Genomic DNA, 25,111 nt, shown 5'->3' with positions numbered 1-25,111 from the left:
GCTGTAGAGATGGTGATGCCGCGTGCTTTTTCTTCTGGCGCGCCGTCAATCTCGTCATACGCTTTAAACGTGTCGGAGAATTGCTTTGTGATCGCAGCTGTCAACGTCGTCTTACCGTGGTCAACGTGACCAATCGTGCCGATGTTGCAGTGCGGTTTATTACGCTCGAACTTTTCCTTAGCCATATCAAGGCGCCTTTACATTTAGAAGGGGCCGAGATTGGCCCAAATTACCATCGCGGGCTAACTATTGTTTTCGAGACATAAAATCAAGAGTCAGTTGACAATTCCCTCTGGGTGCGCGGCATCTTGTGCGGGAACGGCAACGTCCGGCGGATTTTTTACGATGCGCGTATCGAAAATTTGAGTATTTTTCGCCAAATACCGTTTATTTTCAACGTCTGCTTTGGCGCTACGCGCCGAAAGCTTTTGCCCCTTATCCCCCTGAGGCTTGAGAATAAGCTTCAACGCACCAAACAAACCATCAACGGCAACCACCGTTGCAAAAGGTAAGATGCGATTTTGAACGAACGAATCATTCCAAATATGTACTTGAAGCATCAGAGCCGACTTGAGCGAATAGACAATTGGCGCGACGGTTTGCTGCCACTGTGCACTCCTGTTTTCGAACGGAACCAAATATGAATAGACGTTGTGCACCATGAAATCGATGCATCTATCGTCAAAATCCACATCAATGTGACGCGCATCTGCGAGAGTCTATGTTGCAAAAAAGGGCGCCCCGATTGAGCGCCCTTTTGTTTAGCAAACTGTTTAGCCAAATTTATTATCGCGCGGGAAACCGTGCGGAGGCTGCTTACCCACTCCTGCCCGCTTGCCAATCCATTGGCTCAAGTCTTTTTCAGTGCGGGTATTGCCCCCACCCATGGTCCAGCTGAGTCCATCTTCAAGATTGAAGGTGGTGATATCACTCAAACCGCCATCAAGTTCCAACATACCTTGAGCACCGCGCGCCATACTGTACTTTTGCAATCGCACGCCTTTGCCACGCCCAAGTTCTGGTACCTCAGAAATCGGGAAAACAAGGAAGCGACGGTTTTTCGAAATCACTGCAACATGATCGCCGGCCACACGACGCACACAGGCCGCCACGGCGCCATCTTTGACGTTGAGGACCTGTTTGCCGGTACGCGTCTGCGCGATGATATCATTTTCAGGCACGATAAATCCGTCACCCGCACTCGAGGCAAACAACAGCTTTTCACCCGGTTTATGGACAATCAGATCAACGATTTCCGCCTCATTCGGCAGATCGACGATCAACCGTACCGGTTCGCCCATGCCGCGCCCACCGGGCAGATTGGCCGCTGACAGCGTCAAGACGCGCCCATTCGAGCCAATCAACAACAGACGGTCCGTCGTTTCCGCATGGAAGATAAAGCGTGGCCCGTCACCGTCTTTGAATTTCAAGTCTCGCGTCAGGTCAATGTGACCTGACATGGCGCGAATCCAACCCATTTGCGAACAGACAACCGTGATCGGCTCGCGTTCGATCATAGCTTCCAAGGGCACATCTTCGACCTCTTTGGCTTCCGCGAATTGTGTCAGGCGATGTCCGCGCTCATAGTCTTTGCCAAAGCGTTTTTTGATGTCTTTAAGCTCTTCGGAAATCCGATCCCATTGCACGCCGGGCGTCGCCAAAAGTTCAGCAATCGCGGCGCGCTCTTCGATCAAAGCGTCGCGTTCGCGTACGAGTTCCATTTCTTCCAAGCGACGCAAACTGCGCAGACGCATGTTGAGAATGGCTTCGGCTTGCACTTCGGACAACTCGCCCACGCCATCTGCCGCAGGCAGCGGAGAAATATAGTCCTTTTCAGTCATCGCCCGAGGCGAATCAGGATGCCAAACTTCGGCCATCAAAGCCTTTTTAGGATCATCGTCATAACGAATGATATCAATCACGCGATCCAGATTGAGGAAGGCGATGATAAAGCCGCGCAGAACTTCTAAACGGTGATCGATCTTTTCCAGACGGTGCTGCGAACGGCGCAATAATACGTCTTGGCGATGATCCAAAAAGGCGCGCAACACTTCTTTGAGCGAACAGACCTTGGGCGTGCGCCCATCGATCAACACGTTCATGTTCATCGAAAAGCGAATTTCCAAATCAGAGTTGCGGAACAGCGTGTTCATCAACATATCTGGATCGACGTTTTTGGATTTGGGCTCCAAAATCAGACGCACATCTTCGGTACTTTCATCACGGACATCGCCGAGAATAGGTACTTTTTTAACCTGAATAAGCTCTGCCAGCTTTTCGATCAGCTTGGATTTTTGCACTTGATACGGGATTTCGGTGACAACGATCTGCCAAACACCACGACCAAGGTCTTCCACTTCCCACTTGGCGCGCAAACGGAACGATCCGCGCCCTGTGGCATAGGATTTGATCATGCTTTCTTTGGATTCAACAATCACGCCACCTGTCGGAAAATCAGGTCCTTGGACATAATTCAACAAGGTCTCATCGCGCACATCGGGCGTTTTGATCATGTGCAGGCTGGCATCGACCAATTCAACCAAGTTGTGCGGTGGAATATTGGTGGCCATGCCAACAGCAATACCGGTAGACCCGTTCGCTAAGAGATTCGGAAACGCCGCAGGCAGCACTTCGGGCTCTGTCAGCGTGCCGTCATAGTTGGCACGAAAATTAACCGCATCCTCATTCAGCCCTTCAAGAAGCGCCTCGGCCGCAGCCGTCATGCGCGCCTCGGTGTAGCGTGAGGCCGCGGGGTTATCGCCATCGATATTGCCAAAGTTCCCCTGACCATGCACCAGCGGATAGCGCACGTTAAAATCTTGGGCCAAGCGCGCCATGGCATCGTAAATCGCCATATCGCCATGCGGGTGATAGTTACCCATCACGTCACCGGAAATCTTTGCAGATTTACGGAATCCTCCGTTTGAGGCCAAACGCAGTTCGCGCATCGCGTATAAAATACGTCGGTGTACCGGCTTCAAACCATCACGCGCGTCGGGCAAAGCCCTGTGCATGATGGTCGACAAGGCATAGGTCAGGTAGCGCTCGCCAATGGCGTCGCTTAAACGTTCGAAGGTCTCGCCAGAGGCATCGCCCTGACCGCCACTATTATCTATCAAATCACTGCTCATGAAACAGTGATACAAGCGCCGTCGCGCACGAGCAAGCGGCCTCGCACGTTCAAATGTGGCAAGAATGCGGCAAGCACAAAAAACGCGGGAAGATTTTTCCGTTTTTCCCCGCAAACTCTTAAACATTTTTGTATAAACAGTTGTGTTAACAAGTGTGTTCGGGGGAACGTTTTATGCTGCGCCTATCTGCGCTGACCCTTAGTGGTCTGCTTATTATATTTTTAGCTTTCGGTGAGGAACTGTCCTCAGACGAACAAACCAAACTGGAAACGTTGCGCGCTCAACGCACGTCTATTGTCACAGTCATGTCCGAGGCGTTCACCGATACATCAAAACGCGAACCGACCTATGTCGCGACCTTGGCCCAAATCACACCAAGCGAATCGAGCCAGAGAAACATCGCACGCGTTCAGAACGCCAGCTTCAACCCAGCACAAGCAAACGCGACGACTGATATTGTGTCAACAACCACTGTAGCGAACCCGGCCAAGCTTGCAGCCCTCATGGCGCGCGAAACCAATGGCCTCGAAAAAATCACCTCAAATGAAATGATCTTGCGCTCGGTCACAGCCAGTCGCGTCAACGTACGCTCAGGCCCGACGACCTCTAACCCTGTATTGGGGCAAGTTGAACGCGCGGATGTCGTGCGTGTCATCTCGGACCCAAACAGTGCTTGGGTGAAAATCGTCATCGAAGGCGATGGCATTGAGGGATATATGTCCTCCCGCTTCTTGACACCTCTGACAGAATAACCACCCTACGCTGGCAGGTCCACGGGTGTTTGCCGTAAGACATGCATCAACTCAGGCGTTTAAGGGTATTCCATGCGGTCCATTCTCATCACCGGCTCCTCGTCAGGCATCGGCTATCACGCCGCCACCACCTTAAAAGCCAAAGGATGGCGCGTTCTGGCCACTTGCCGAAAGCAAAGTGACTGCGACAGACTGCAAGGCGAAGGCTTAGACAGTTTTGTTCTTGATTATGAAGACCCAAAGTCGATTGAACGCGGCTTCAATGAGACGATGAAACGGACAGACGGCACGCTAGACGCGCTTTACAACAACGGTGCCTATGCCATTCCAGCCGCTGTCGAAGATTTGCCTGTTGAGGCCTTGCGGAAAAACTTCGAGGCCAATTTTTTCGGCTGGCACGATCTGACACGCCGTGTCATTCCTATAATGCGCGCACAGGGTCATGGGCACATCATTCAATGCTCGTCCGTTTTAGGCCTCGTCGCTATGCCGTGGCGCGGATCCTACAATTCAACGAAATTCGCACTTGAAGGCCTCACCGATACCCTGCGCCTTGAGATGCGCGGCACCGGTATTCATGTCGTCAGCATTGAACCCGGCCCGATCACCAGTGACTTTCGTCTGAATGCGCGTAAAGAATTTGACAAATGGATCGACTGGGAAGGCTCCGTGCGGGCGGATCAATACCGCACAAAATTGGTCCCACGTCTGTACCAAGCCAGCAAAGCGCCGGATCGATTTGAACTGGGGGCAGAGGCCGTTACCAACGTCTTGATCAAAGCGCTCGACACAGATCACCCACGCGCACATTATTATGTCACGACACCCACTTGGATCGCGGCCATTTTGCGCCGCATCCTGCCAACCTCAGTGTTCGACGCAATCGCCGCAAGGTCTTAGCGCATCTTACACATAGGGCGGTGGCTCAAGGCGCGGCACTTCGCATGTTTGGTTTTGCCGCGAGACACGCTATGTCCATGGTAGAGTAGTTAAGCAAAGGACAGCATCATGCTGACGGATCCTCTTTTCATCGCCGTGATTGTCGGCTGCATCATCGTCTCACTTATCCTTGCCCGAGGCATCAGTCTCATGGGGCGTGGAGGCATGGACGGTGCAAAGAAGTCGAACAAAATGATGCAATATCGCATTGGCGCACAGCTTATTGTTGTGGTTCTTGTGGTGATATACGTCGCGCTGCGCAAAACAGGGGGCTGATATGGTCGTTCTCAACAAAATTTACACTCGCACAGGCGACAAAGGCGAAACCGCGCTTGGCGATGGCAGTCGTGTTGCTAAATACGCACCACGCGTTGAAGCCTACGGCACCGTGGATGAATTGAACGCCACAGTTGGTTTGGCACGAATAACAGCCCAAGGTGACATGGATGCAGCTCTTGCACGACTCCAAAACGATTTGTTTGATCTTGGCGCAGACCTGTGTCGCCCCCACATGGAAAAAGACGACGACGCAGAATACCCGCCCCTGCGTATGATTTCTTCGCAAGTGGATCGCTTGGAAGCTGAGATCGACACCATGAATGCGAACCTCTCTGCTTTGCGGTCTTTCATTCTGCCCGGCGGCACACCTTTGGCGGCACATTTGCACCTGTGTCGTACTGTCGCACGCCGCGCTGAGCGCCTGACCGTCGATTTAAGCACGGCAGATGACGTCAATTCGTTCGCAATTAAATACCTAAATAGACTATCTGATTGGTTTTTTGTTGCCGCGCGCATTGCGAACAACAATGGCCAAAATGACGTTCTTTGGGTCCCTGGCGCCAACCGATAGCTCTAAACTTACGGCACGTACCTATACAATTCCCGTTACAATTTGGGGTGTTCCTTTGTGTTCAGACGAGTCATAAACGAACAGAATTTGACGTATTCTGTGCTGCATGTCTAACGCAGCTCTAAATCCAAGGGAGTATCCGCATGAAGGTTTTGGTGCCTGTAAAGCGCGTGATTGATTATAATGTTAAGGTTAAAGTCAGCTCGGACGGATCAGGTGTTGACCTGACCAACGTTAAGATGTCGATGAATCCGTTCGACGAAATCGCTGTCGAAGAAGCCATTCGCCTTAAAGAAGCTGGCATCGCGACAGAAGTTCTTGTCGTCTCTATCGGCGAGAAAAAATCGTCCGACACCCTGCGCTCAGCCATGGCGATGGGTGCAGATCGCGCGATTTTGATCACCACAGATCAAGGCGTCACAATCGAACCCTTGGCCGTTGCGAAACTTTTAAAAGCTGTAATTGACGAAGAAGCACCCGATCTGGTCATCGCAGGTAAGCAAGCCATCGACAACGACATGAACGCGACTGGCCAGATGCTCGCAGCACTTTTGGGTTGGGGGCAGGCGACCTTTGCATCTGAACTTAAAATCGAAGACGGCAATGCCATTGTAACCCGTGAGGTTGACGGCGGCTTGCAAACGATTTCGGTGAAATTGCCCGCAATTGTGACTGCTGATTTACGTCTGAATGAGCCGCGCTACGCCTCTTTGCCAAACATTATGAAGGCCAAGAAAAAGCCATTGGATGAAAAAGCGGCAGCAGACTTTGATGTTGACATCACCCCGCGACACACAATCGTCACCACGGAAGAACCCGCTGATCGTGCCGCTGGCATCATGGTTGGATCCGTTGATGAATTGATCGCGAAACTCAAAGAAGGAGGCCTCGTCTAATGGCTGTACTTTGTCTTGCAGAAGTTGTCGGCGGCGCATTGGTGCTGGACGCAACATCGAAAGCCGTCACTGGCTCGGCGCAACTTGGCGATGTGACATTGCTCGTATGTGGTCCAGCTACGGCTGCTGAAGAGGCCGCAAAAATTTCTGGCGTCTCGAAAGTCTTGCTGGCCGATGATGCCGCTTATGCGAACGGTTTGGCGGAAAACATTGCAGGCCTGATCACCGGCCTGTCAGGTGATTTCAGCCACATCACAGCCGCTTCAACTTCTATCGCTAAAAACGTTTTACCTCGCGTGGCAGCCCTTTTGGACGTGATGATCTTGTCGGATGTCATAGAAGTGATCGACGCCGACACCTTCAAGCGCCCAATCTATGCGGGCAACGCGCTTCAAACTGTGAAAACATCCGATGCGATCAAAGTTCTGACATTCCGCACCGCAACTCTAGAACTTGCGGCCGACGGTGGATCTGCAACCGTTGAAGCCGCAGCCGGTGCGGGCGATGCAGGGCTGTCCAGCCACATCAGCGACGCGGTTGTAAGCAGTGATCGCCCTGAATTGACCTCGGCTGGCGTGGTTGTTTCCGGCGGGCGCGGCGTTGGCTCTGAAGATGATTTTGCGTTAATCACATCACTCGCGGACAAGCTCGGTGGCGCAGTTGGCGCATCGCGCGCCGCTGTGGATTCAGGATTTGCAGCGAATGATTTGCAGGTTGGCCAAACAGGCAAAGTCGTGGCGCCAGACCTTTACGTCGCCATCGGGATATCTGGTGCGATCCAACACCTTGCTGGCATGAAAGACAGTAAAGTCATCGTCGCGATTAACAAAGACGAAGAAGCACCAATTTTCCAAGTTGCTGACTTCGGACTGGTCGCAGATCTTTTCTCAGCTGTGCCAGAAATGATCGAGAAGCTTTAGGGCCAATACAGGTTCGCAATCACAAAAGGTCCGCCAGTATTGGCGGGCCTTTTTTGACACGCATAAACAAGCGTCACACCAATTTGGCCAGCCTGCCAGAGACTGCATCCGCAACTTTGGCTTGAACGATTGGCCCAAGCATTTCACGCGCCGAGAGGGCATCTAAATCTGAGTAAGACATGAGATTGTAGCCTGTCTCAATATCCTGAGGTGAGGCCACGACTTCAACGATGCTTTTAACCAGTGGGCGAATTTCTTCGATCATATCGCGATCGACAAAAAGAGGGTCGCCATGCAGTGCGTTGCACGCCTCGACATCATCTGGCGAATGATCTGACGCCCACAGCAACACCAGGTTTTGCGGCATTTTTTGGATCATAGTCTTCATCCGTGCCACCCAAGCGTCTTTCAGTTCTTGGCGCACCATTGCAAATGTTTCAGCCGATTCCTGTTCCAGAGTTGTCACAAGATGACGCGTGAAATTGAAATCTGTAAAATCAATATCAGGGTAAATAATTTTCAACAGCGTCGATGCGCGCAGGAAGCGATCATTTCGGCGCGGATGAACGGCGTAAAACCGATTGGACATGTTTTGCGTGCCAGAAATTTGCAACACCACCGCTTGGGCATTTCGGCAAATATTCATCACGGTCTCATCAGTCAAAAAAACATCGGTCCCAGCATTTACGCACCCAAGGTTGATTGAGGTCATATTCAACCCCTCACCCACTTGATCTGGGAACGGGGTCTCAACGAATTTTCCGTATGTTTCTGTACCGCCAACGAAGGCGATGTAATCGTCTTGCAAATCTTTCTTAGGACCACGGAATAAGAGTTTCGATTTCCCATATCGACACGGAAAGTAGTTCAGAGCGCCCTTGCTCGGATTTTGGTAAGCCATATCGTCCACCCACTTGTTGGTTAAGTCACCCAAGTTCGAGATTCGCAGATACAGGTTTCAAAAACGCTAAACGTGCAATTTTGCCCAAATTTTACAGGTCCCGCAGCCCCTTCCTGCCTTGAAGGCCGCGCAAGCTCAGGTATGGTCAGCAACAGCATAAGGGAGCGCAGTACAATGGACATTTCTACGGTCGGCATCGTCGGAGCAGGACAAATGGGCAACGGCATCGCCCATGTTTTTGCCCTGTCAGGATACCAAGTTTTGCTAAACGATATTTCGCAAGACGGTCTGGAAAAAGCAGTGGCGACCATTCGTAAGAACTTGGACCGCCAAGTGAGCAGGGAAAAAATTTCACAAGATGAAATGGACGCCACAATGGGGCGCATCACCACAACGCTGGCGCTTGAAGATCTAGGGCAATGCGATTTGGTGATCGAGGCCGCGACCGAGCGCGAAGAAATCAAAGATGCAATTTTTGAGAAACTGCAACCACACTTGAAACCAACCACGATTTTGACATCCAACACCTCGTCAATTTCAATTACCCGTCTGGCATCCCGTACAGATCGGCCAGAAAAATTCATGGGGTTTCACTTTATGAACCCCGTGCCTGTGATGCAGCTTGTCGAACTTATCCGCGGGATTGCCACCGATGAAGAGACCTATCAAACCTTGCTTAAAGTCGTTGAAAGCTTAGGGAAAGTCGCGGCCAGTGCCGAAGACTTTCCGGGTTTCATCGTCAATCGCATTCTGATTCCGATGATCAACGAAGCCGTTTATACACTATATGAAGGCGTCGGGTCGGTCACATCCATTGACCAGTCGCTCAAGCTTGGTGCGAACCAGCCGATGGGGCCACTGGAATTGGCAGACTTCATTGGATTAGACACCTGTCTTGCCATTATGAATGTGCTTTACGACGGCTTGGCCGACACCAAATATCGCCCCTGCCCGCTGCTGACCAAATACGTCGAAGCGGGATGGCTGGGCCGCAAATCCAAACGGGGTTTTTATGACTACCGTGGCGAAACACCTGTCCCGACTCGCTAGACCATTAAATCAATCTGTGCGGCCACCCAGAGCAAGCGTGTGGCTGCGCAGCCAATCCATAAAGCCGCCCGGTTTGGATTTCCATTCGCTGCATTGATCCGCCGTCAAAGGGTCGCCAATCACAGGAGACTGAGGCTTGTTGCGTGCGTGAACGATTTCATGCAGCAAAAGCGCTTGGCGGATCGTCGCGGAAACTTTATCTGCAATTTGATACAAGCGCGTGTTCCGCCCTGGAAAATAAATCGGGACGACCTGCGCGTTTGATTTCAAAACCATTTTAGCCGTAAACGGATTCCACGGTTTTTCTTTCACTGGACCGAACCAAGTGTCAGACGTCGCCACAGCACCCGCAGGAAACAAGATAATCACGCCACCTGATTTGAGATGTGCCATCGCTTCCTTACGCATCACAATGGATTTGCGATGGCTGTCTTCTTCATGCGGGAAGGGAACCGGCAACATGAAGGGATCGATTTCTCGAATACCCGTCAACAAAGACCGCGTGAGAATTTTATAATCGGTACGCACCTTGCCGATCAATTCCGCCATCACCAATCCATCGACCAGACCATGCGGATGGTTGGCAACAACAACAACAGGCCCTGTTGCGGGAATTTTAGCGATTTGGTCTGCTGGCGTTTTCACATCAATGCCCATAACTTTGAGCGCTTGTGTGAAAAATGGCTGACCGTTCGGCGTGCCCAATCTTTCAAAACGACGGATATATCGCAAAAGTGGCAACTTGCCCGTCACCCATTCAATCGACCGAATGATCATCACTTTGGATGGATCCGAAAACGTCCCCGCATAAGATAGGCGACGTGCATCGTAGGGCACGAAATCAGGATCCCCGGCCTTAGGCGTTACTGTCGCCTGATTGTCCTGTACCATACTGTCCTCTTTAGGTTTGTGTCGCGTGGCTTACATGCCTTCGCCAAACCGATCTTTGATGAGAGCTTCCAACGCATCAGCCAATGCGACGGCGTCAGAGCCCTTAGTTGTCACATCAATAGATGTTCCTTTAGAGGCTGCCAACATTAAAAGCCCCATGATACTATCACCGCTTGCGTCCATGCCGTCTTTCTCGACAATTGCCGTAGCGTCATGATTTTCCACAACTTCAACGAACTTGGCCGAGGCCCGTGCATGTAAGCCTTTTACGTTTAGTATTTCATGTGTGCGAACGACAGATGACATGCCTCACTCCTTAAATGAATGGCCCGGAGACTCAAAACTATCGATATATTTACGCCCCGCTGCCAAGGCCGCTGAAACGGCCTCGGTCACCGTTTTATGGCGTGACTTTGCCAGCTTAATAAGCATCGGCAGATTGGCGCCATAGATGATCTTACGGTTCCCCGTGTTGCAGGCCATCAACGACAGGTTCGATGGGCTTCCGCCGAACATATCTGTGACCATCACAACACCATCACCTTTGTCGACACTGTCGGCTGCGGTGCAAATTTCCGCTTGCTTGGTCGCGCGATCATGATCCGGCGCGATCGAAATGGCTTCGATTTCTGTCTGTTTACCGACCACATGCTCGATCGCCGCGAGATATTCCCGCGCCAAACCGCCGTGTGCTATAATGACAATTCCGATCAAGCCTCAGCCCTCGACGCAACCTGCGGCGCACCTAATTGACGCCGTTCCATTTCTCTATGCCTTATTGACACTTGCCAATCATGTTTCGCAAGGGCCTTTGATAGGTTTTCCACCAAGGCGACAGACCTGTGTTGCCCGCCGGTACACCCGAAAGCGATAGAGAGGTGCCGCTTGCCCTCTTCGCGGTAAGCTGGCAACAACAAAAGCGTTAGTTCCAGAATTTTTTGAAAGAATGCGTCATATCGCGGATCGCTCATGACATACCTCTGAACTGCTTCATCTTGCCCGTTCAAACCACGCAACGCGACATCCCAATACGGATTGTTGAGAAAGCGTACATCAAACACCATATCAAGCCCACGCGGCATACCGCGTTTGTATGAAAATGACTGTATCGAAATGGCCATCGGAGCATGTTGCCCAAAAGAAAACCATCGCTCGATTTCGTCGCGCAATTCATGCGGGCTCATGTCCGTTGTATCAATGATGATATCTGCGCGAGCGTGAATAGGAACCAACAAATCTTGTTCGCGCGCGATGCCTTCTTGAGCCGTTTCCGCGGGCGCCAAAGGATGCCTGCGCCGTGTTTCCGAATACCGCCGCGACAGCACTTCGGCAGCACAATCTAAATAAAGCACGGACGCGCTATAATCCGTGTTCAACGCAAGCCCATCGATAAGCTCAATCAAGGCGCTAACGGAAAAGTCGCGATTGCGTACATCAAGGCCAAGCGCAAGCGGACGGCCTTTCCCAGACACCTCAAGCAGCTTGGGCAAGATCGACAAAGGAATGTTATCGATCACCTCGTAATCTAGATCCTCAAGCACATTGATCGCAGTTGAACGCCCTGCGCCAGATGGCCCCGTCACCAAGACAACGCGACGTTGGTCACGCGCTTGAGCTTTGTCTAAATCAGTCATCAGCCAGCGGCGCGCAGCGCCCCCCTTTTAAAAGTTGGATCAAAGCTGCCGCAAAATATGGCGAGTCACTTCGATGGTATTCAGGAACATCATGATCAAGTAGGCGACGTATTCGCGCCGGAGGCAAGCGGTCTTGTTCCACTTTTTCGAGATCAACAACGGCGCGGATCACACATTGGGGCATCGTCTGTGCTTTCAAAATCCCGATCCCCCGCGCCTCGATCATATTTTTAATCGTCTTTGGGGCGCTGGCGACCAGACCGCCATCCGGTGATGTGCTTAATTGGGTGCGATCATCGGATACCAAAGTCGCCCCCAAAGCCATCATCATAAGCGCTAGAGATGATTTCCCGCTCCCCGACGCCCCGACAATCAGCAATCCATGGTTTGGGTCGATGGCGACACAACTGGCGTGAATAATATCGCAATGCGGATCAGGTTTCATCATATCGCGCCCTGTAAATATCAGCAAAAAGCCACCGCGTTTCTGCGATGGCTTTTCGATCTATTGAAAGTGACAGGGTCACACAGGCAAACCGACAACAAAACGAGCCCCCAGAGGGTCGGACGTAATGTCGGCATCCGTTGGGCGAATGTTTTCGGCCCAAATAACCCCACCGTGCGCTTCGACAATCTGTTTTGATATCGCCAACCCCAGACCTGAATTGTTTCCAAATTGCCCAACGGGGCGCTCGGAATAAAACCGTTTGAAGATTTTAGACAGGGCCTGTTCGGGAATGCCCGGACCAGTGTCTTCGACCACCACCAACACACGGCTGTCGCGCTTGCGCACCCAAACGCGGATCGCGTCACCGTCTTCGCAAAACGATATTGCATTCGAGATCAAATTGACGAAGACCTGCGCCAAACGTGCTTCAAGCCCAGACACGACAATGGGCCTATCTGGCAAGTCGGCGATAAATTCGACGCCTTTTTCTTGCGCTTCATGGGTTAAATACTCTGTCAAATTTGCGAGCATCTTGATCAAATTGAAGTCTTCTTCTTCTTCTTTGACCAATTCGCTGTCCAAACGCGACGCATTGGAAATATCCGACACAAGCCGATCCATACGTCTGACATCATGTTCGATAACGTCCAAAAGCTTTGTGCGGTGCTCTTCCTTTTTCACCATACGCAGCGATCCAACGGCTGAGCGCAGGCTTGCGAGCGGGTTTTTGATTTCATGCGCGACGTCAGCGGCGAACTGTTCGTTTGCATCAATCCGATCATAAAGAGCAGACACCATGCCACGCAGCGCCGATGACAGACGACCGATTTCATCGGGGCGTCCGCTTAAATCAGGGATACGCACGCGTCCCGGTGCCATTTTACGACTGTTTTTGTCACGACCGACTTCAGCGGCCGCAGCGAGATCCGCCAGCGGGTTTGCAATGGTCGATGCAAGGACCAAGCTCAGGCCAATAGACACCAAAATAGCGATGATAAAGACCTGTAAAATCTGTTCACGCTCAACACGCACAAGCGCATCAATATCACCCTCGCCAGAATGCAGCCCCACAACGCCAATCGTGGTTTGAACGCCGTCGACATCAACCGTAATGGGGGCTGCCACAGCAAACACAGGCGACCCGGATTGGTTTTGCGTCGAATTGATATGAATCTTATTATTAAGTGCGCCTGCAATCAGGTCTTGAAGATGCTCGGCATCGTTATAGACCTCGCTGTCGGAGTCACTATTTTTAGAAAAAGAAGCGAAGCTCCAAATTTTATTGAGAAAGTCAGTTATAACCGTCGTGCGATGATCTTGGTTCAACCCAGCCACGGAGGTCGAGACACCTCGTTCGACACCCTCTGTCGAGACCAAGAGTTCGCCCGCGCTGTCATAGATATAAAGGCCTTCACGCAAGGGAATTTGAAGCAGACCATGCAATGCGGCAAGATCGTCTGAATTGGCTTCGGTATCCAGACGACCGTCTTGTCCGGCCGTAAGCTCGATCATATCTGCGATCAAAGCGGCCTCTGAAACCATCGCCATTTCACGCTGCTTGACCAAGCTGTCGCGGAACGGATTGAGGTATAAGATACCTGCGACCATCAGGATAATGGCAACGAGATTGAATGTTATAATTTTCTGCGCCAACGGTGAACGATTGATCGCGATAAATTTGCGACGTTCACGCTTCGCGCGCAAATCAGCATCGGTCGTTCTGGGCGCAACCCAGTCGTCTCCAAGGACTACATCTGCGTCCTCGGAGTTGCCTTTGCCAAATTTGATCATGCGAGAGGCCAGCGACATTATTCTTCGTTATACCGGTAGCCGATGCCATAAAGCGTCTCGATTGCAGAAAAGTCATTGTCAGCTGTTCGCATCTTTTTGCGCAATCGTTTGATATGACTGTCAATGGTTCGATCGTCGACATACACTTGGTCGTCGTAGGCCACATCCATCAACTGATCACGCGACTTCACGAAACCGGGACGTTGGGCCAAAGCTTGCAACAACAAAAATTCTGTGACGGTCAAGGACACATCCTTGCCCTTCCAAGACACAGCATGGCGTAGCGGGTCCATAGACAACTCACCGCGCGTAAGAACTTTCGTCTCTTCGGTCTCTGCGATCTCGGCACCGTCTAACGCTTCTTGACGACGCAAAAGGGCACGAATGCGTTCTACAAGCAGGCGCTGAGAGAATGGCTTTTTGACATAATCGTCAGCGCCCATGCGCAGGCCAAGCACTTCGTCAATTTCGTCGTCTTTCGACGTCAAAAAGATGACGGGCATGTTGGTTTTTTGGCGCACTCGTTGCAGCAGATCCATGCCATCCATTCGTGGCATTTTAATATCGAAAACGGCCATGTCTGGAAGACGTTTGTTAAACGCATCCAGTGCAGACTGGCCATCATTATATGTTTCGACTTCGAAGCCTTCAGCCTCAAGTGTCATAGAGACCGACGTCAGGATATTCCTGTCATCGTCAACCAATGCGATCCGCGACATGTTTCGGGTTCCTTTAACTGCTCAATCGTTCGTTTTTTTCACTATCATCTGCATTTCGACCACCTATGGCAAGGGAAACCGCGAATCGCCTGACCCGCGTCGCTTTATCAGACATAAAATTTTTCAAGGAATGACTAATTTGTCTCACAAGTCTACAGTTTGCCTCATCAGAGCCGAAAAATTTCAAGGTCGCGCTAACTGTTTGCGCTAAACCAATAATGGTTGCGCTAACTGTGCGGTCGCGTCCTGTTTACGGCTAGGTTTCGCGTGGTATAGGCTCACGTATCGGCCCCGATCCGGTGGCTGGTCGCGAAAAGCCCAATCGCGAATACTGACTTCATTAGAGACGCCGCGAATTCGCGGCGAGGGAGCTTGCAAGATGACAACTGGACGCGTTAACCCGGCCTTCACATTAGACAATCAAGGCATCACCGGACTTGGAAACGTCTATTACAACCTGCTTGAGCCTGCCCTTATCGAAGAAGCGTTGAAGCGCGACGAGGGCACACTCGGCAAGGGGGGCGCGCTTTTAGTGTCCACTGGCGCGCACACTGGCCGCTCACCTAAAGACAAATTCGTTGTGCGCACAAAAGAAGTTGAAGACACCATCTGGTGGGAAAATAACACACCGATGGCGCCTGAGTCATTCGACGTTTTGTACGCAGATATGATCGAGCACATGAAGGGCAAAGACTACTTTGTTCAAGACCTGTTCGGCGGCGCAGATCCTGCGCACCGTTTGGACGTTCGCGTTGTGACCGAACTTGCATGGCACGCTCAGTTCATCCGCACCATGTTGCGTCGTCCCGCCGCGACCGAGCTTGATAACTTTGTGGCTGATTTCACGATCATCAACTGCCCAAGCTTTAAAGCCGATGCGCAAAAGCATGGGTGTCGGTCAGAAACCGTTATCGCCTTGAACTTTGAGAAAAAGGTCATCTTGATTGGCGGTACAGCCTACGCTGGCGAGAACAAGAAATCTGTTTTCACTTTGTTGAACTACATCCTGCCAGGCAAAGGCGTAATGGCGATGCATTGTTCTGCGAACCACGCGCCAAACAACCCAGTCGATACAGCGATTTTCTTTGGCCTATCCGGCACGGGGAAGACCACGCTATCCGCCGACCCATCACGTATTTTGATCGGGGACGATGAACATGGCTGGTCTGAACGCGGCACATTCAACTTTGAGGGAGGTTGCTACGCAAAAACGATCAACCTGTCCGAAGAAGCTGAGCCAGAAATCTATGCGACCACCTCGAAATTTGGCACTGTTGTTGAGAACATGGTGTTTGATGAGCATTCCAAAGATTTGGACTTTGAAGACAACTCTTTGACTGACAACATGCGCTGTGCATACCCCTTGGACTACATTTCCAACGCATCCGAGACGGCGCTTGGCGGACATCCAAAGAACATCATCTTGCTGACCTGTGATGCATTCGGTGTTTTGCCTCCAATTGCGCGCTTGACACCTGCGCAGGCGATGTACCATTTCTTGTCTGGCTTCACGTCCAAAACACCGGGCACCGAAGTTGGTGTTGTCGAACCCATCCCAACGTTCTCGACCTGCTTTGGCGCACCCTTTATGCCGCGTCGTCCAGAAGTCTACGGCAATCTGTTGCGCGATAAGATCGCAAAGCATGGCGCGACCTGCTGGCTTGTAAACACAGGCTGGACGGGTGGTGCCTATGGCACTGGCTCTCGCATGCCAATCAAAGCAACACGTGCTTTGTTGACCGCAGCCTTGGACGGATCTTTGGCTGAGGTCGAGTTCCGCAAGGACGAAAACTTTGGCTTTGACGTGCCTGTAGCTGTTGCTGGAGTTGCGGATATCTTGCTCGACCCACGCCGTACGTGGGGTGACAAAGACGCTTATGACGCGCAGGCTGAAAAGCTAGTCTCAATGTTTTCTGACAACTTCGAACAATACATCGCCTACATTGATGAAGACGTGAAAGCTGCCGCAATCGGCTAAACCTCACATGATGAGACAAGAAAAGGCGCGCCACATGAGCGCGTCTTTTTTGTTGCGGTGGCCATTTTGGCTGAGCTACATCATCCCACGACGGATCAAATTAAGCCCTGCAATCACAAGCACCAATAACGTTAGCCGTTTGAATTTCTGCTGATCAAGGCGATCCTGCAAGCGATTGCCCAAGGTCTGCCCGATCAACACAGGAATGATCATAAACAATGACAACGGGATCGTTTGCGCATTCAAAAGCCCAGACTTCAGATGCGACAGCCCCAGCACCACTGCCCCTGCACTAAAGATGACACCTGTGACGCGCACTTGATCCTTTTTGGGCGTCTCCAGCGCCGTGAGATACATCACCGTCAAAGGCCCCCAAATCCCCGCGAGGCCGCCGAGAAATCCTGAGATCGTGCCGATGATCACATCCGCAAATTTGCGACCGCCATCGCTGATCGAAAACTTTTTGCCAGACAGCAAAACCAGCGCCAACAGAGTGATCGGAATACCTATGGTCAACATAATTGCATCATGAGACATCGCAGAGACCAATTGTGCGGTGATCACAATAACCACCAGTAACGTCCCGATGTAGAGCTTATACCGACTTGCCACAGTGACTGCCGCACCGACGCCCCCGCCGCGCAGAGCTTGCCAGACGTTCGACACCACAGTCGGCACAATCAATGCTGCGATTGCAACATCAGGGGGTAAAACTGTGGCCAACCCAGAGACCATGATCATCGGCAAAGCGAACCCCGTGGCCCCTTTTACAAAGCCCGCAAGCAGCGTGATACCAATCGCGAAAACAATCGCCATTGTTGAAAGGTTGTTGAAAATAAGGTCCATTTGCCATTCCCTGTGCCTTGGTTTGGGGCAAACTACTGCGCTCGAATGAAATCCGCACGACAAAAATCGTCGCGACATTTTAATTCGTATCTATGCTATTAGTTGAATTTTTGTTGCGCTGCGAATGCAAAGCGATTATAGCTACACCTGCCCCAGAGAGTAGGAGAGTCCCGATGGCCCTTGACGGACATGAAATGCAAACGAAACCCGCAGTTTTACCTGACCTGATGACATTGACCGCGACAGTCGTTCCCAAAATGGCGGCGCTCTATGATCGCGCCCGCGCGGCATTACGCGCCGAATTTCTAGTCGAAGGTCAGATTTCTAGTACAAAAATCGAAGCCAATCAAACCGCAGCGCATGGTCTTGCTTGGCTCGCCACCTATGTCGAGGCACTGCGCCAAATGCAGGCTTGGGCGGACAAACTGACCGAAGCCGGCACCTTTGGCGAAATGGAACAATTGATCCACCAAATCGCATTCGGCGAATACATCAGTCAGATTTATGGTGGCATTCCGATGAACCAGGGCGAGATGGCACGTCTATCAGACCTTGGGCTTGGACTGGTCCAACCCAGTCACCCAGAAGCGGCCAAACTGATGCTTGAGGGCAATACCGTTGCCGCCCGCACACGCCTTGTTGAACTGATGCAAGGCAACACTGGCCATGCGACTTTTGGCAACACTGGCCTTGATGACGACTTGGAAATGATCCGTGATCAGTTCCGCCGTTTCGCAGATGAACGTGTCGCCCCCTTTGCCCATGAGTGGCACCTTAAGGACGAGCTGATCCCGATGTCGATCATTGATGAGCTTGCTGAACTTGGCGTCTTTGGATTGACCATTCCCGAAGAATTCGGCGGCTTTGGCTTCTCGAAAGCGGCGATGGTTGTGGTGTCCGAAGAATTGTCACGCGGCTATATCGGCGTTGGATCGCTTGGAACGCGTTCTGAAATCGCGGCTGAGTTGATACTGTGTGGCGGCACGCAAGAACAAAAAGAACATTGGCTTCCGAAAATTTCCAGCGCAGAGGTTCTGCCTACAGCTGTGTTCACTGAACCGAACACAGGCTCCGATCTCGGCTCCTTGCGCACCCGTGGCATCAAAGACGGCGAAACCTACACGATTACGGGCAACAAAACGTGGATCACCCATGCGGCGCGCGCCAATGTGATGACCCTGCTCGCACGCACGGACCCGAACACGACAGATTACAAAGGTCTGTCGATGTTCTTGGCCGAAAAGGCGCCAAGTGATGACACCAATGATTTTCCAACGGCTGGCATATCTGGCGGCGAAATCGAAGTACTTGGTTACCGTGGCATGAAAGAATATGAGTTGGGCTTTGACGCTTTCAAAGTGGACGCTGCAAATCTTTTGGGTGGCATTGAGGGCCAAGGCTTTAAACAGCTGATGCAGACGTTTGAATCCGCACGCATCCAAACGGCCGCGCGTGCCATCGGTGTTGCACAGAACGCATTAGAAGTCGGCATGCAATACGCGATTGATCGCAAGCAGTTCAACAAATCACTCATCGACTTTCCCCGTGTGGCGGGCAAACTTGCCATGATGGCCGTTGAAATTATGGTGGCCCGTCAGCTCACATATTTCTCGGCTTGGGAAAAAGACAATGGGCGGCGCTGCGACGTGGAAGCGGGCATGGCCAAGCTGCTAGGCGCACGGGTGGCTTGGGCGGCAGCCGATAACGCCTTACAAATACACGGCGGCAACGGATTTGCGCTTGAATATCAGATCAGTCGCATTCTGTGTGATGCACGTATTCTCAATATCTTTGAGGGCGCGGGCGAAATTCAAGCACAGGTGATCACGCGTCGCTTGCTCAGCTAGCCTTCGAAACGTGGCGGTTCAAGCACTGCGGATTTTTGCAAACGATCCAAAAAACGATCCCGGGCGACAGGCACAGGCTTGTCGCCCATCTCATTCGCAAAGCGTGTCAAAAAATGCCCCGTCGTTGTAAGCCCACGCAGGACTTCACGATATTCCAGCGGCGCTTGCCCCAGCAAACATTGCGGCAATGGCAACATACGATCTGCCCATTCGCCTGCACCTTTGCGGCTGACTGCGCGACCAGATTTGGGTGACACATAAATCAAATCATCATGGGTGCCGGTGACTGCGCAAGACGACAAATCCAACCCGAACCCCAGCTCTTCAAGCATCGACAATTCCCATTGAAGATAATCCAAAGGCCAATTGGGATCGTTACCAAGCTTATCGAGCAGGCTCATACTGTCGACATATAAATACCCATGCGTTTCGCGTTCTGGCAGGGCAAAGGCCAGCATGGCAGTGATCGAATTAAGCGCCGACAGCGCCATCGGGTCGTTCATAACGGCGGCAGCGCGGCTTTTGATTGGCTCAAAAGTGAAACTGCCAAGTTGATCTTCAAGGCGCGCCTTCCACGTCAGTGACACCTGACTACCGGGTTGCAAATGCGGTGTCATTTTGCGCGAGATACCACCACGCACAACCCCTGCGTGACGCCCGTGATGTTCGGTGAATACATCGACGATTACAGAGGTTTCGCCGTATTTACGGACGGCCAAGACGGCACCTTGATCACGCCATTCAATCACGCGCGGCTTCCCTTTTTGGTTTGTCGTCTGAAGTCAATTTACTTAGGCTATCGTGCCTCGACGTTATCACAGCGTCAATCCGACAGGCCGACTTCGTCCAAAAGCGTGCGACCATCACGGTCTTCAACCTCAACAATCCACAGATCAGGGTCATAGCCGCGTTGCTTGTTTAGGGCCGCATCGACATCGCGCTCTGCTCCGCGGGCCAGTTCGACCCATTCGCGGCGATCTGCCATCAAATCGAATTGACGTTGATAGGCGACAGCTTGGCCATCCAGCGTGTTGAGCTTGATCATCACAGCACCAGCAGTCGCATCGCCTTTTTTGACGACAAAAACGGGGATATCCGCCAAACGCAGACGCGTCAAATAGGCGGACACCCAGATATCGGCAGTAAGCCGCGCCAAGTGCGCTTAGTTCCCGTCTTTAAAATCGAGACCCATTTCGCCATAGCGCTCAGATTCTTCCAACCAATTTGGACGCACTTTGACCTGCAAAAACAAGTGAACTTTGCGGTCCAAAAAGGTGTTGAGTTCTTCACGGGAGGCACGTGAAATGCGTTTGATCGTCTCGCCTTTGTGACCCAGCAAGATACCTTTGTGACCGTCACGGGCCACATAGATCACCTGATCAATACGCGCGGAGCCGTCTTTACGCTCTTCCCAGTTTTCGGTTTCAACCGTCAACTGATAAGGCAGTTCTTGGTGCAATTGCAGGGTCAATTTTTCACGCGTAATTTCAGCGGCGATCATACGCAGCGGCAGATCGGCGATTTGATCTTCGGGGTAAAGCCACGGCCCCACAGGCACTTCATCCGCCAACCATTCGCGCAGGTCGTCCACGCCGTGCCCTTTTTCCGCCGAGATCAAAAACGTCTTATTAAAGTTGAAACGTTCGTTCATTTTGCTGGTCAGTTCCAACAGAACATCGACAGGTACGCGGTCGATTTTGTTGATGGCCAACGAAATATTGCGCGTGTCTGTGCGCTCGGACAAGGCTTCCAAAATGGCCTCAACCCCTTTGGTCATGCCGCGATGCGCCTCGATCAACAGCACCACAACATCCGCATCCGCAGCACCACCCCAAGCCGCCGCCACCATGGCGCGGTCCAAGCGACGGGTCGGTTTAAAGATGCCCGGCGTGTCAACAAATACCAACTGGCTATCGCCCTCAATCGCCACACCACGAATACGCGCACGCGTGGTTTGAACCTTATGCGTCACGATAGAAACCTTGGCCCCCACCATGCGATTCAAAAGAGTGGACTTGCCCGCGTTGGGCTCACCGATAAGGGCGACAAAGCCCGCGCGTGTCGTCTTTTCGTCGGTCATTGTCCGCTCTCCAATTGATCTAAAAGCGCCTTGGCGGCGGCTTGCTCAGCGTTGCGTTTTGATGTTGCCTCGGCGCGCATGGTTTGCCCGCTTTGCAATTGTACTTCGATGGTAAAGACTGGCGCGTGATCGGGGCCAGAACGCTTTACCTCTTTGTATTTCGGTGGCTGCTGTTTGCGCGCCTGCGCCCATTCTTGCAGCGCCGTTTTCGGGTCGCGGCTGTCAGCGTCGACTGTTTTAATCCGCTTGCCCCAGAGCCTAAGCACAACGTCCTTGGCCACATCAAATCCAGCATCTTTGTAAACGGCAGCGATCACAGCTTCCATCGCATCGGCCAGCAGCGCCTCTTTACGACGACCACCCGACAACATTTCAGAGCGCCCAAGTTTCAAAACGGCCCCCAAATCAATATCGCGGGCGATGTCTGCGCAGGTCTCTTTGCGTACCAGCGCATTGAAACGCGGTGCCAACTGGCCCTCGGATGCGTCGGTATCAGCCTCGAACAGTGCTTCAGCCATGCTCAACCCCAAGACGCGGTCGCCTAAAAACTCAAGACGTTGGTTGTCAGGGCGTGTCGCAGACGAAAACGAGCTGTGCGTCACTGCGCGTGTCAGATGCTCTGGGTTTTTAAAGCTGTGGCCAAGGCGCGCTTCAAAGGCTTTGAGTTCGGCAGCTATTTTCACACGATTTCCTTAAAGAAACGGTCCAAACGCCATGTCCAAAAGTAAAACAGTCTTTTGCCAGCTGCCGAGAACATCACACGGTCGACACGGCCAAGCAAGAATTTCTCAGGCACAAAACCAACACCTGTTGGCTGTGCAATGCGACTGTCAGCGGAATTGTCACGATTGTCGCCCATAAAGAAATACTGCGCGTCGGGCACTGTAAACACAGGCGTGTCATCCACGCGCGATTGTCCGATGTTTAGAATGTGATGGCTTTCGCCATTCGGAAAAGTTTCGATAAAGCGTTCTTTAACACATTCGCCACCCAAACCAACGGCTTGGTTAGAACAGCGCGGCGTATTGCCTGCGGCCCCTTGTGGGGCGAATGTTTCGGAAAATACGCCATCAGGAGTTTGAACAGCTTCTTCACCATTGATGAACAAAACACCGTTTTTCATTTGGATTTTATCACCAGGCAACCCGATCAAACGCTTCACAAAAGCGCGGTGCTGTGTCGGGTGTTCAAACACGACAACGTCGCCGCGTTCAGGTGCGGACGCCAATATGCGGCCAGAGATCGGACAAAGGAACCGTACGAGGCTTGGGCAAGAATATTCAGAAAAGCCATAGCTCATCTTATTGACGAACAAAAAGTCGCCAACCAGAAGGGTGCTTTTCATCGAGCTGGACGGAATAAAGAAGGGCTGGAAAAACAAAGACCGAAAAATACCTGCAATGAGCAGAGCATAGACAACGGTTTTAACCGTTTCGGTTACAGAATCTTTTGCTTTGCTCATATCTTAATCTCACCTTTATCGGACATATGCGGGTTTGTGCCAAACCTGTTGGGGGTTTCATGCTCAGCGGCGCGGGTGCTGTCAAGCGCATCACGCAAAACACCGTGGTTTCGGCAAGAATTATGGGCTCTCACGGCTATTTCACGACAAAGGGCGCGCCTCGATCACCACAAAGGCCTGCGCCCAAGGATGATCATCAGTCAAGGTGACATGTATAACAGCCTCATGCCCTTCAGGCGTCATTGCTGCAAGCCGATCTTTGGCCCAACCTGTCACCTGCATTGTCGGCTGGCCGGTGTCCATATTTGTCACCGCCATATCTTTCCAAGAAATGCCCATGGCCAAGCCCGTGCCCAAAGCTTTGGAACAAGCCTCTTTCGCGGCCCAACGTTTTGCGTAGGTCCCTGCCACGTCTTTGCGGCTTTCGGCTTTGCTCCGCTCAAGCTCTGTGAACACACGGGTTTTGAACCGATCGCCAAAACGTTCAAGTGTGCCGGATATGCGTTCGATATTTGCGAGATCAGTGCCAATGCCTAGTATCATGTATATCTCAAACCAATTTTGATGTGACCACTTTAAGTGCCGCATAGCCAAAGAGTGTCGCGAAAGCGCCATCAAAGAGACGATGCATCCGCAGATATCCGTTTGAAATGATCCGTGTTGAGAACAGCAAAGCCATAAAAGACATCACCACAAGCGAGGTCAGCAAACACGACACAGCCACCTGCGCCACGGCAATCGGTGCCGCACCTTGCGGAATCACAACCGCGAAAAGTGCGCCCCAAAAAAAGGCTGCTTTCGGGTTCATAACGTGGATCAAAAATCCGCGTTGCCACGCCTTTTGCGTCGTGTCAGTGCTAGTTGCGATATGATCAATACCGCTGCGTAGCGCTGACTTTGCCGATTTAAAAGCGAGGTATAACAGATAGCCTGCACCAAGATAACGAAGCGTCTCGAACACCCATGTATTGGACACCATAACAGCCCCAAAACCAAGGGCGGCGATGCAGGCCCAAATCATCGAACCATTCCAGACACCGAACGCCAAAGCCAACCCGTTTTTTCGCCCAGACCCCATCGACGCGCCTGCGATGGCCAACACAGCCGGCCCCGGAGACCCCACCGCAATCGCCCATCCCAACAGAATGGGCCAAAGGTCGGAAAAGGGAATCACCCGCGCGCCTCATCCATCAAACGCCGCATCTCATGGATGGCAGGTTTGAGGCCGCGAAAAATAGATTCGCCAATTAAAAAGTGCCCGATGTTCAACTCAACGACCTGAGGTAAAGCCGCAATCGGTTGAACCGTGTCATAAGTCAAGCCATGGCCCGCATGCACTTCAAGCCCAAGATGATTGGCGAAATCCGCCATTTCAGTCAGGCGTTTTAATTCATCATCGCGTGCATCGAATTGCCCTTCGGCATGCAAATCGCAATAAGCGCCTGTGTGCAATTCGACCACAGCAGCACCAATGCGATGCGCCGCTTCAATTTGGGCACGGTCTGCAGCAATAAAAATCGACACGCGACTGCCCGCTTCACGCAGAGGAGCGATAAAATGCGCCAAGCTGTTTTCTTCACGTGCAACCTCTAAGCCGCCTTCCGTGGTGCGTTCTTCGCGCTTTTCGGGCACGATGCACACGGCATGCGGCTTATGACGCAGCGCAATCGCTTGCATCTCAGGCGTCGCTGCCATTTCAAAGTTCAAAGGCACACTTAGGTGTTCGACAAGGGCATCGATATCGGCGTCTGTGATATGGCGGCGATCTTCGCGCAGGTGCGCGGTAATGCCATCTGCGCCGGCCTCTTCGGCCAGTTTGGCAGCGCGTACGGGATCAGGATAGGCCGATCCGCGTGCATTGCGCACAGTCGCCACATGGTCGATGTTCATGCCCAAACGTAAAGGGTGTAATACAGTCATAGGATGCCTTTCTTACTGCGCCGCGTGAAGGCCATTCCACCGCAAACGCTCTGCTC

At 52.0% G+C, this 25,111-nt stretch carries 29 protein-coding genes; 9 read left to right on the top strand and 20 right to left on the bottom strand.

Annotated features, from left to right (window positions below; all coding sequences use genetic code 11):
• From KO497_RS04525 to KO497_RS04515, 3 genes are all read right to left on the bottom strand, one after another.
• A partial coding sequence (locus KO497_RS04525) for a GTP-binding protein (protein WP_252729512.1) occupies positions 1-185 on the bottom strand: 185 nt, incomplete at its 3' end.
• Positions 186-275: 90 nt separating this feature from the next.
• The gene (locus KO497_RS04520) at positions 276-662 is read right to left on the bottom strand and encodes a hypothetical protein (RefSeq protein WP_215942768.1); all 387 of its coding nucleotides are present in this window, start codon (positions 660-662) and stop codon (positions 276-278) included.
• 111 nt (positions 663-773) lie between these two features.
• Positions 774-3,131, bottom strand: coding sequence for a DNA topoisomerase IV subunit A (locus tag KO497_RS04515; protein ID WP_215942767.1), 2,358 nt, complete (start codon positions 3,129-3,131; stop codon positions 774-776).
• 173 nt (positions 3,132-3,304) lie between these two features.
• Between KO497_RS04515 and KO497_RS04510 the strand changes: the two genes are divergently transcribed.
• The 6 genes from KO497_RS04510 to KO497_RS04485 all read left to right on the top strand — a co-directional run bounded on the left by KO497_RS04510 (position 3,305) and on the right by KO497_RS04485 (position 7,488).
• The gene (locus tag KO497_RS04510) at positions 3,305-3,883 is read left to right on the top strand and encodes an SH3 domain-containing protein (protein ID WP_215942766.1); all 579 of its coding nucleotides are present in this window, start codon (positions 3,305-3,307) and stop codon (positions 3,881-3,883) included.
• 72 nt (positions 3,884-3,955) lie between these two features.
• On the top strand, positions 3,956-4,783 hold the full coding sequence (locus KO497_RS04505; protein ID WP_215942765.1) for an SDR family NAD(P)-dependent oxidoreductase: 828 nt from the start codon (positions 3,956-3,958) through the stop codon (positions 4,781-4,783).
• Between the two features lie 108 nt (positions 4,784-4,891).
• Entirely contained in the window at positions 4,892-5,098 is a 207-nt protein-coding gene (locus tag KO497_RS04500) for a twin transmembrane helix small protein (RefSeq protein WP_215942764.1), read from the top strand.
• A 1-nt stretch (position 5,099) separates the two neighbouring features.
• On the top strand, positions 5,100-5,672 hold the full coding sequence (locus tag KO497_RS04495) for a cob(I)yrinic acid a,c-diamide adenosyltransferase (protein WP_215942763.1): 573 nt from the start codon (positions 5,100-5,102) through the stop codon (positions 5,670-5,672).
• Between the two features lie 143 nt (positions 5,673-5,815).
• Positions 5,816-6,568 (top strand): electron transfer flavoprotein subunit beta/FixA family protein, encoded by a 753-nt coding sequence (locus tag KO497_RS04490; RefSeq protein WP_215942762.1) that lies wholly within the window; start codon positions 5,816-5,818, stop codon positions 6,566-6,568.
• A complete protein-coding gene (locus tag KO497_RS04485) occupies positions 6,568-7,488 on the top strand; it encodes an FAD-binding protein (RefSeq protein WP_215942761.1) in 921 nt (306 codons plus the stop codon). The genes KO497_RS04490 and KO497_RS04485 overlap by 1 nt, the downstream gene beginning before the upstream one ends.
• Positions 7,489-7,561: 73 nt before the next feature.
• On the opposite strand, the gene KO497_RS04480 is transcribed toward KO497_RS04485, so the two are convergent.
• On the bottom strand, positions 7,562-8,389 hold the full coding sequence (locus KO497_RS04480; protein ID WP_215942760.1) for a DUF6473 family protein: 828 nt from the start codon (positions 8,387-8,389) through the stop codon (positions 7,562-7,564).
• 174 nt (positions 8,390-8,563) lie between these two features.
• Between KO497_RS04480 and KO497_RS04475 the strand changes: the two genes are divergently transcribed.
• Entirely contained in the window at positions 8,564-9,439 is an 876-nt protein-coding gene (locus KO497_RS04475; RefSeq protein WP_215942759.1) for a 3-hydroxybutyryl-CoA dehydrogenase, read from the top strand.
• 9 nt (positions 9,440-9,448) lie between these two features.
• On the opposite strand, the gene KO497_RS04470 is transcribed toward KO497_RS04475, so the two are convergent.
• The 7 genes from KO497_RS04470 to KO497_RS04440 form a co-directional block, all read right to left on the bottom strand.
• A complete protein-coding gene (locus KO497_RS04470; protein ID WP_215942758.1) occupies positions 9,449-10,330 on the bottom strand; it encodes a lysophospholipid acyltransferase family protein in 882 nt (293 codons plus the stop codon).
• A 30-nt stretch (positions 10,331-10,360) separates the two neighbouring features.
• Positions 10,361-10,636, bottom strand: a complete 276-nt coding sequence (locus KO497_RS04465) for an HPr family phosphocarrier protein (RefSeq protein WP_215942757.1) — start codon at positions 10,634-10,636, stop codon at positions 10,361-10,363.
• Positions 10,637-10,639: 3 nt separating this feature from the next.
• A complete protein-coding gene (locus KO497_RS04460; protein ID WP_215942756.1) occupies positions 10,640-11,044 on the bottom strand; it encodes a PTS sugar transporter subunit IIA in 405 nt (134 codons plus the stop codon).
• Positions 11,041-11,964, bottom strand: coding sequence for an RNase adapter RapZ (gene rapZ, locus KO497_RS04455; RefSeq protein ID WP_215942755.1), 924 nt, complete (start codon positions 11,962-11,964; stop codon positions 11,041-11,043). The genes KO497_RS04460 and rapZ overlap by 4 nt, the downstream gene beginning before the upstream one ends.
• Positions 11,957-12,412: an HPr kinase/phosphorylase gene (locus tag KO497_RS04450; RefSeq protein WP_252729511.1), complete on the bottom strand. Its 456-nt coding sequence runs from the start codon at positions 12,410-12,412 to the stop codon at positions 11,957-11,959. Before KO497_RS04450 ends, rapZ begins: the two co-directional genes overlap by 8 nt.
• A gap of 75 nt (positions 12,413-12,487) precedes the next feature.
• The gene (locus KO497_RS04445) at positions 12,488-14,221 is read right to left on the bottom strand and encodes a sensor histidine kinase (protein ID WP_215942754.1); all 1,734 of its coding nucleotides are present in this window, start codon (positions 14,219-14,221) and stop codon (positions 12,488-12,490) included.
• Complete coding sequence (locus tag KO497_RS04440) at positions 14,221-14,922, bottom strand: response regulator transcription factor (RefSeq protein WP_215942753.1); 702 nt, start codon at positions 14,920-14,922, stop codon at positions 14,221-14,223. Before KO497_RS04440 ends, KO497_RS04445 begins: the two co-directional genes overlap by 1 nt.
• Positions 14,923-15,301: 379 nt before the next feature.
• Here KO497_RS04440 and KO497_RS04435 point away from each other — a divergent pair, with 379 nt between their 5' ends.
• Positions 15,302-16,900: a phosphoenolpyruvate carboxykinase gene (locus KO497_RS04435; RefSeq protein WP_215942752.1), complete on the top strand. Its 1,599-nt coding sequence runs from the start codon at positions 15,302-15,304 to the stop codon at positions 16,898-16,900.
• Positions 16,901-16,975: 75 nt separating this feature from the next.
• Here KO497_RS04435 and KO497_RS04430 read toward each other — a convergent pair whose 3' ends face one another.
• Positions 16,976-17,746: a sulfite exporter TauE/SafE family protein gene (locus tag KO497_RS04430; RefSeq protein WP_215942751.1), complete on the bottom strand. Its 771-nt coding sequence runs from the start codon at positions 17,744-17,746 to the stop codon at positions 16,976-16,978.
• Between the two features lie 173 nt (positions 17,747-17,919).
• Here KO497_RS04430 and KO497_RS04425 point away from each other — a divergent pair, with 173 nt between their 5' ends.
• Positions 17,920-19,593: an acyl-CoA dehydrogenase family protein gene (locus KO497_RS04425; RefSeq protein ID WP_215942750.1), complete on the top strand. Its 1,674-nt coding sequence runs from the start codon at positions 17,920-17,922 to the stop codon at positions 19,591-19,593.
• Here the strand turns inward: KO497_RS04425 and recO are convergent.
• From recO to KO497_RS04385, 8 genes are all read right to left on the bottom strand, one after another.
• Positions 19,590-20,339, bottom strand: a complete 750-nt coding sequence (gene recO / locus KO497_RS04420; RefSeq protein WP_215942781.1) for a DNA repair protein RecO — start codon at positions 20,337-20,339, stop codon at positions 19,590-19,592. The genes KO497_RS04425 and recO overlap by 4 nt on opposite strands.
• 77 nt (positions 20,340-20,416) lie before the next feature.
• Positions 20,417-20,749 carry a DUF1491 family protein gene (locus KO497_RS04415; RefSeq protein WP_215942749.1) on the bottom strand — a complete coding sequence of 111 codons (333 nt, stop codon included), beginning with the start codon at positions 20,747-20,749 and terminating at the stop codon, positions 20,417-20,419.
• Positions 20,750-20,755: 6 nt separating this feature from the next.
• On the bottom strand, positions 20,756-21,673 hold the full coding sequence (era, locus tag KO497_RS04410) for a GTPase Era (protein WP_215942748.1): 918 nt from the start codon (positions 21,671-21,673) through the stop codon (positions 20,756-20,758).
• A complete protein-coding gene (gene rnc / locus KO497_RS04405; RefSeq protein ID WP_215942747.1) occupies positions 21,670-22,356 on the bottom strand; it encodes a ribonuclease III in 687 nt (228 codons plus the stop codon). The genes era and rnc overlap by 4 nt, the downstream gene beginning before the upstream one ends.
• On the bottom strand, positions 22,353-23,135 hold the full coding sequence (gene lepB / locus KO497_RS04400) for a signal peptidase I (RefSeq protein ID WP_215942746.1): 783 nt from the start codon (positions 23,133-23,135) through the stop codon (positions 22,353-22,355). Before lepB ends, rnc begins: the two co-directional genes overlap by 4 nt.
• Before the next feature lie 141 nt (positions 23,136-23,276).
• Complete coding sequence (gene acpS / locus KO497_RS04395; protein WP_215942745.1) at positions 23,277-23,678, bottom strand: holo-ACP synthase; 402 nt, start codon at positions 23,676-23,678, stop codon at positions 23,277-23,279.
• Between the two features lie 7 nt (positions 23,679-23,685).
• On the bottom strand, positions 23,686-24,309 hold the full coding sequence (locus KO497_RS04390; protein WP_354668087.1) for a LysE family translocator: 624 nt from the start codon (positions 24,307-24,309) through the stop codon (positions 23,686-23,688).
• The gene (locus KO497_RS04385; protein WP_215942744.1) at positions 24,306-25,055 is read right to left on the bottom strand and encodes a pyridoxine 5'-phosphate synthase; all 750 of its coding nucleotides are present in this window, start codon (positions 25,053-25,055) and stop codon (positions 24,306-24,308) included. Before KO497_RS04385 ends, KO497_RS04390 begins: the two co-directional genes overlap by 4 nt.
• Positions 25,056-25,111: the final 56 nt, after the last annotated feature.

The sequence above is a fragment of the Pacificibacter marinus genome (assembly GCF_018860665.1).
In the GTDB taxonomy this organism is placed as follows: domain Bacteria; phylum Pseudomonadota; class Alphaproteobacteria; order Rhodobacterales; family Rhodobacteraceae; genus Celeribacter; species Celeribacter marinus_A.
This window is presented reverse-complemented; position numbering and strand designations above follow the sequence as displayed.

Coding starts and splice junctions, on each gene's coding strand:
- KO497_RS04520 (WP_215942768.1), bottom strand. CDS start 662: ATGGTGCACAACGTCTATTCATATTTGGTTCCGTTCGAAAACAGGAGT.
- KO497_RS04515 (WP_215942767.1), bottom strand. CDS start 3,131: ATGAGCAGTGATTTGATAGATAATAGTGGCGGTCAGGGCGATGCCTCT.
- KO497_RS04510 (WP_215942766.1), top strand. CDS start 3,305: ATGCTGCGCCTATCTGCGCTGACCCTTAGTGGTCTGCTTATTATATTT.
- KO497_RS04505 (WP_215942765.1), top strand. CDS start 3,956: ATGCGGTCCATTCTCATCACCGGCTCCTCGTCAGGCATCGGCTATCAC.
- KO497_RS04500 (WP_215942764.1), top strand. CDS start 4,892: ATGCTGACGGATCCTCTTTTCATCGCCGTGATTGTCGGCTGCATCATC.
- KO497_RS04495 (WP_215942763.1), top strand. CDS start 5,100: ATGGTCGTTCTCAACAAAATTTACACTCGCACAGGCGACAAAGGCGAA.
- KO497_RS04490 (WP_215942762.1), top strand. CDS start 5,816: ATGAAGGTTTTGGTGCCTGTAAAGCGCGTGATTGATTATAATGTTAAG.
- KO497_RS04485 (WP_215942761.1), top strand. CDS start 6,568: ATGGCTGTACTTTGTCTTGCAGAAGTTGTCGGCGGCGCATTGGTGCTG.
- KO497_RS04480 (WP_215942760.1), bottom strand. CDS start 8,389: ATGGCTTACCAAAATCCGAGCAAGGGCGCTCTGAACTACTTTCCGTGT.
- KO497_RS04475 (WP_215942759.1), top strand. CDS start 8,564: ATGGACATTTCTACGGTCGGCATCGTCGGAGCAGGACAAATGGGCAAC.
- KO497_RS04470 (WP_215942758.1), bottom strand. CDS start 10,330: ATGGTACAGGACAATCAGGCGACAGTAACGCCTAAGGCCGGGGATCCT.
- KO497_RS04465 (WP_215942757.1), bottom strand. CDS start 10,636: ATGTCATCTGTCGTTCGCACACATGAAATACTAAACGTAAAAGGCTTA.
- rapZ (WP_215942755.1), bottom strand. CDS start 11,964: ATGACTGATTTAGACAAAGCTCAAGCGCGTGACCAACGTCGCGTTGTC.
- KO497_RS04450 (WP_252729511.1), bottom strand. CDS start 12,412: ATGATGAAACCTGATCCGCATTGCGATATTATTCACGCCAGTTGTGTC.
- KO497_RS04445 (WP_215942754.1), bottom strand. CDS start 14,221: ATGTCGCTGGCCTCTCGCATGATCAAATTTGGCAAAGGCAACTCCGAG.
- KO497_RS04440 (WP_215942753.1), bottom strand. CDS start 14,922: ATGTCGCGGATCGCATTGGTTGACGATGACAGGAATATCCTGACGTCG.
- KO497_RS04435 (WP_215942752.1), top strand. CDS start 15,302: ATGACAACTGGACGCGTTAACCCGGCCTTCACATTAGACAATCAAGGC.
- KO497_RS04430 (WP_215942751.1), bottom strand. CDS start 17,746: ATGGACCTTATTTTCAACAACCTTTCAACAATGGCGATTGTTTTCGCG.
- KO497_RS04425 (WP_215942750.1), top strand. CDS start 17,920: ATGGCCCTTGACGGACATGAAATGCAAACGAAACCCGCAGTTTTACCT.
- era (WP_215942748.1), bottom strand. CDS start 21,673: ATGACCGACGAAAAGACGACACGCGCGGGCTTTGTCGCCCTTATCGGT.
- lepB (WP_215942746.1), bottom strand. CDS start 23,135: ATGAGCAAAGCAAAAGATTCTGTAACCGAAACGGTTAAAACCGTTGTC.
- acpS (WP_215942745.1), bottom strand. CDS start 23,678: ATGATACTAGGCATTGGCACTGATCTCGCAAATATCGAACGCATATCC.
- KO497_RS04385 (WP_215942744.1), bottom strand. CDS start 25,055: ATGACTGTATTACACCCTTTACGTTTGGGCATGAACATCGACCATGTG.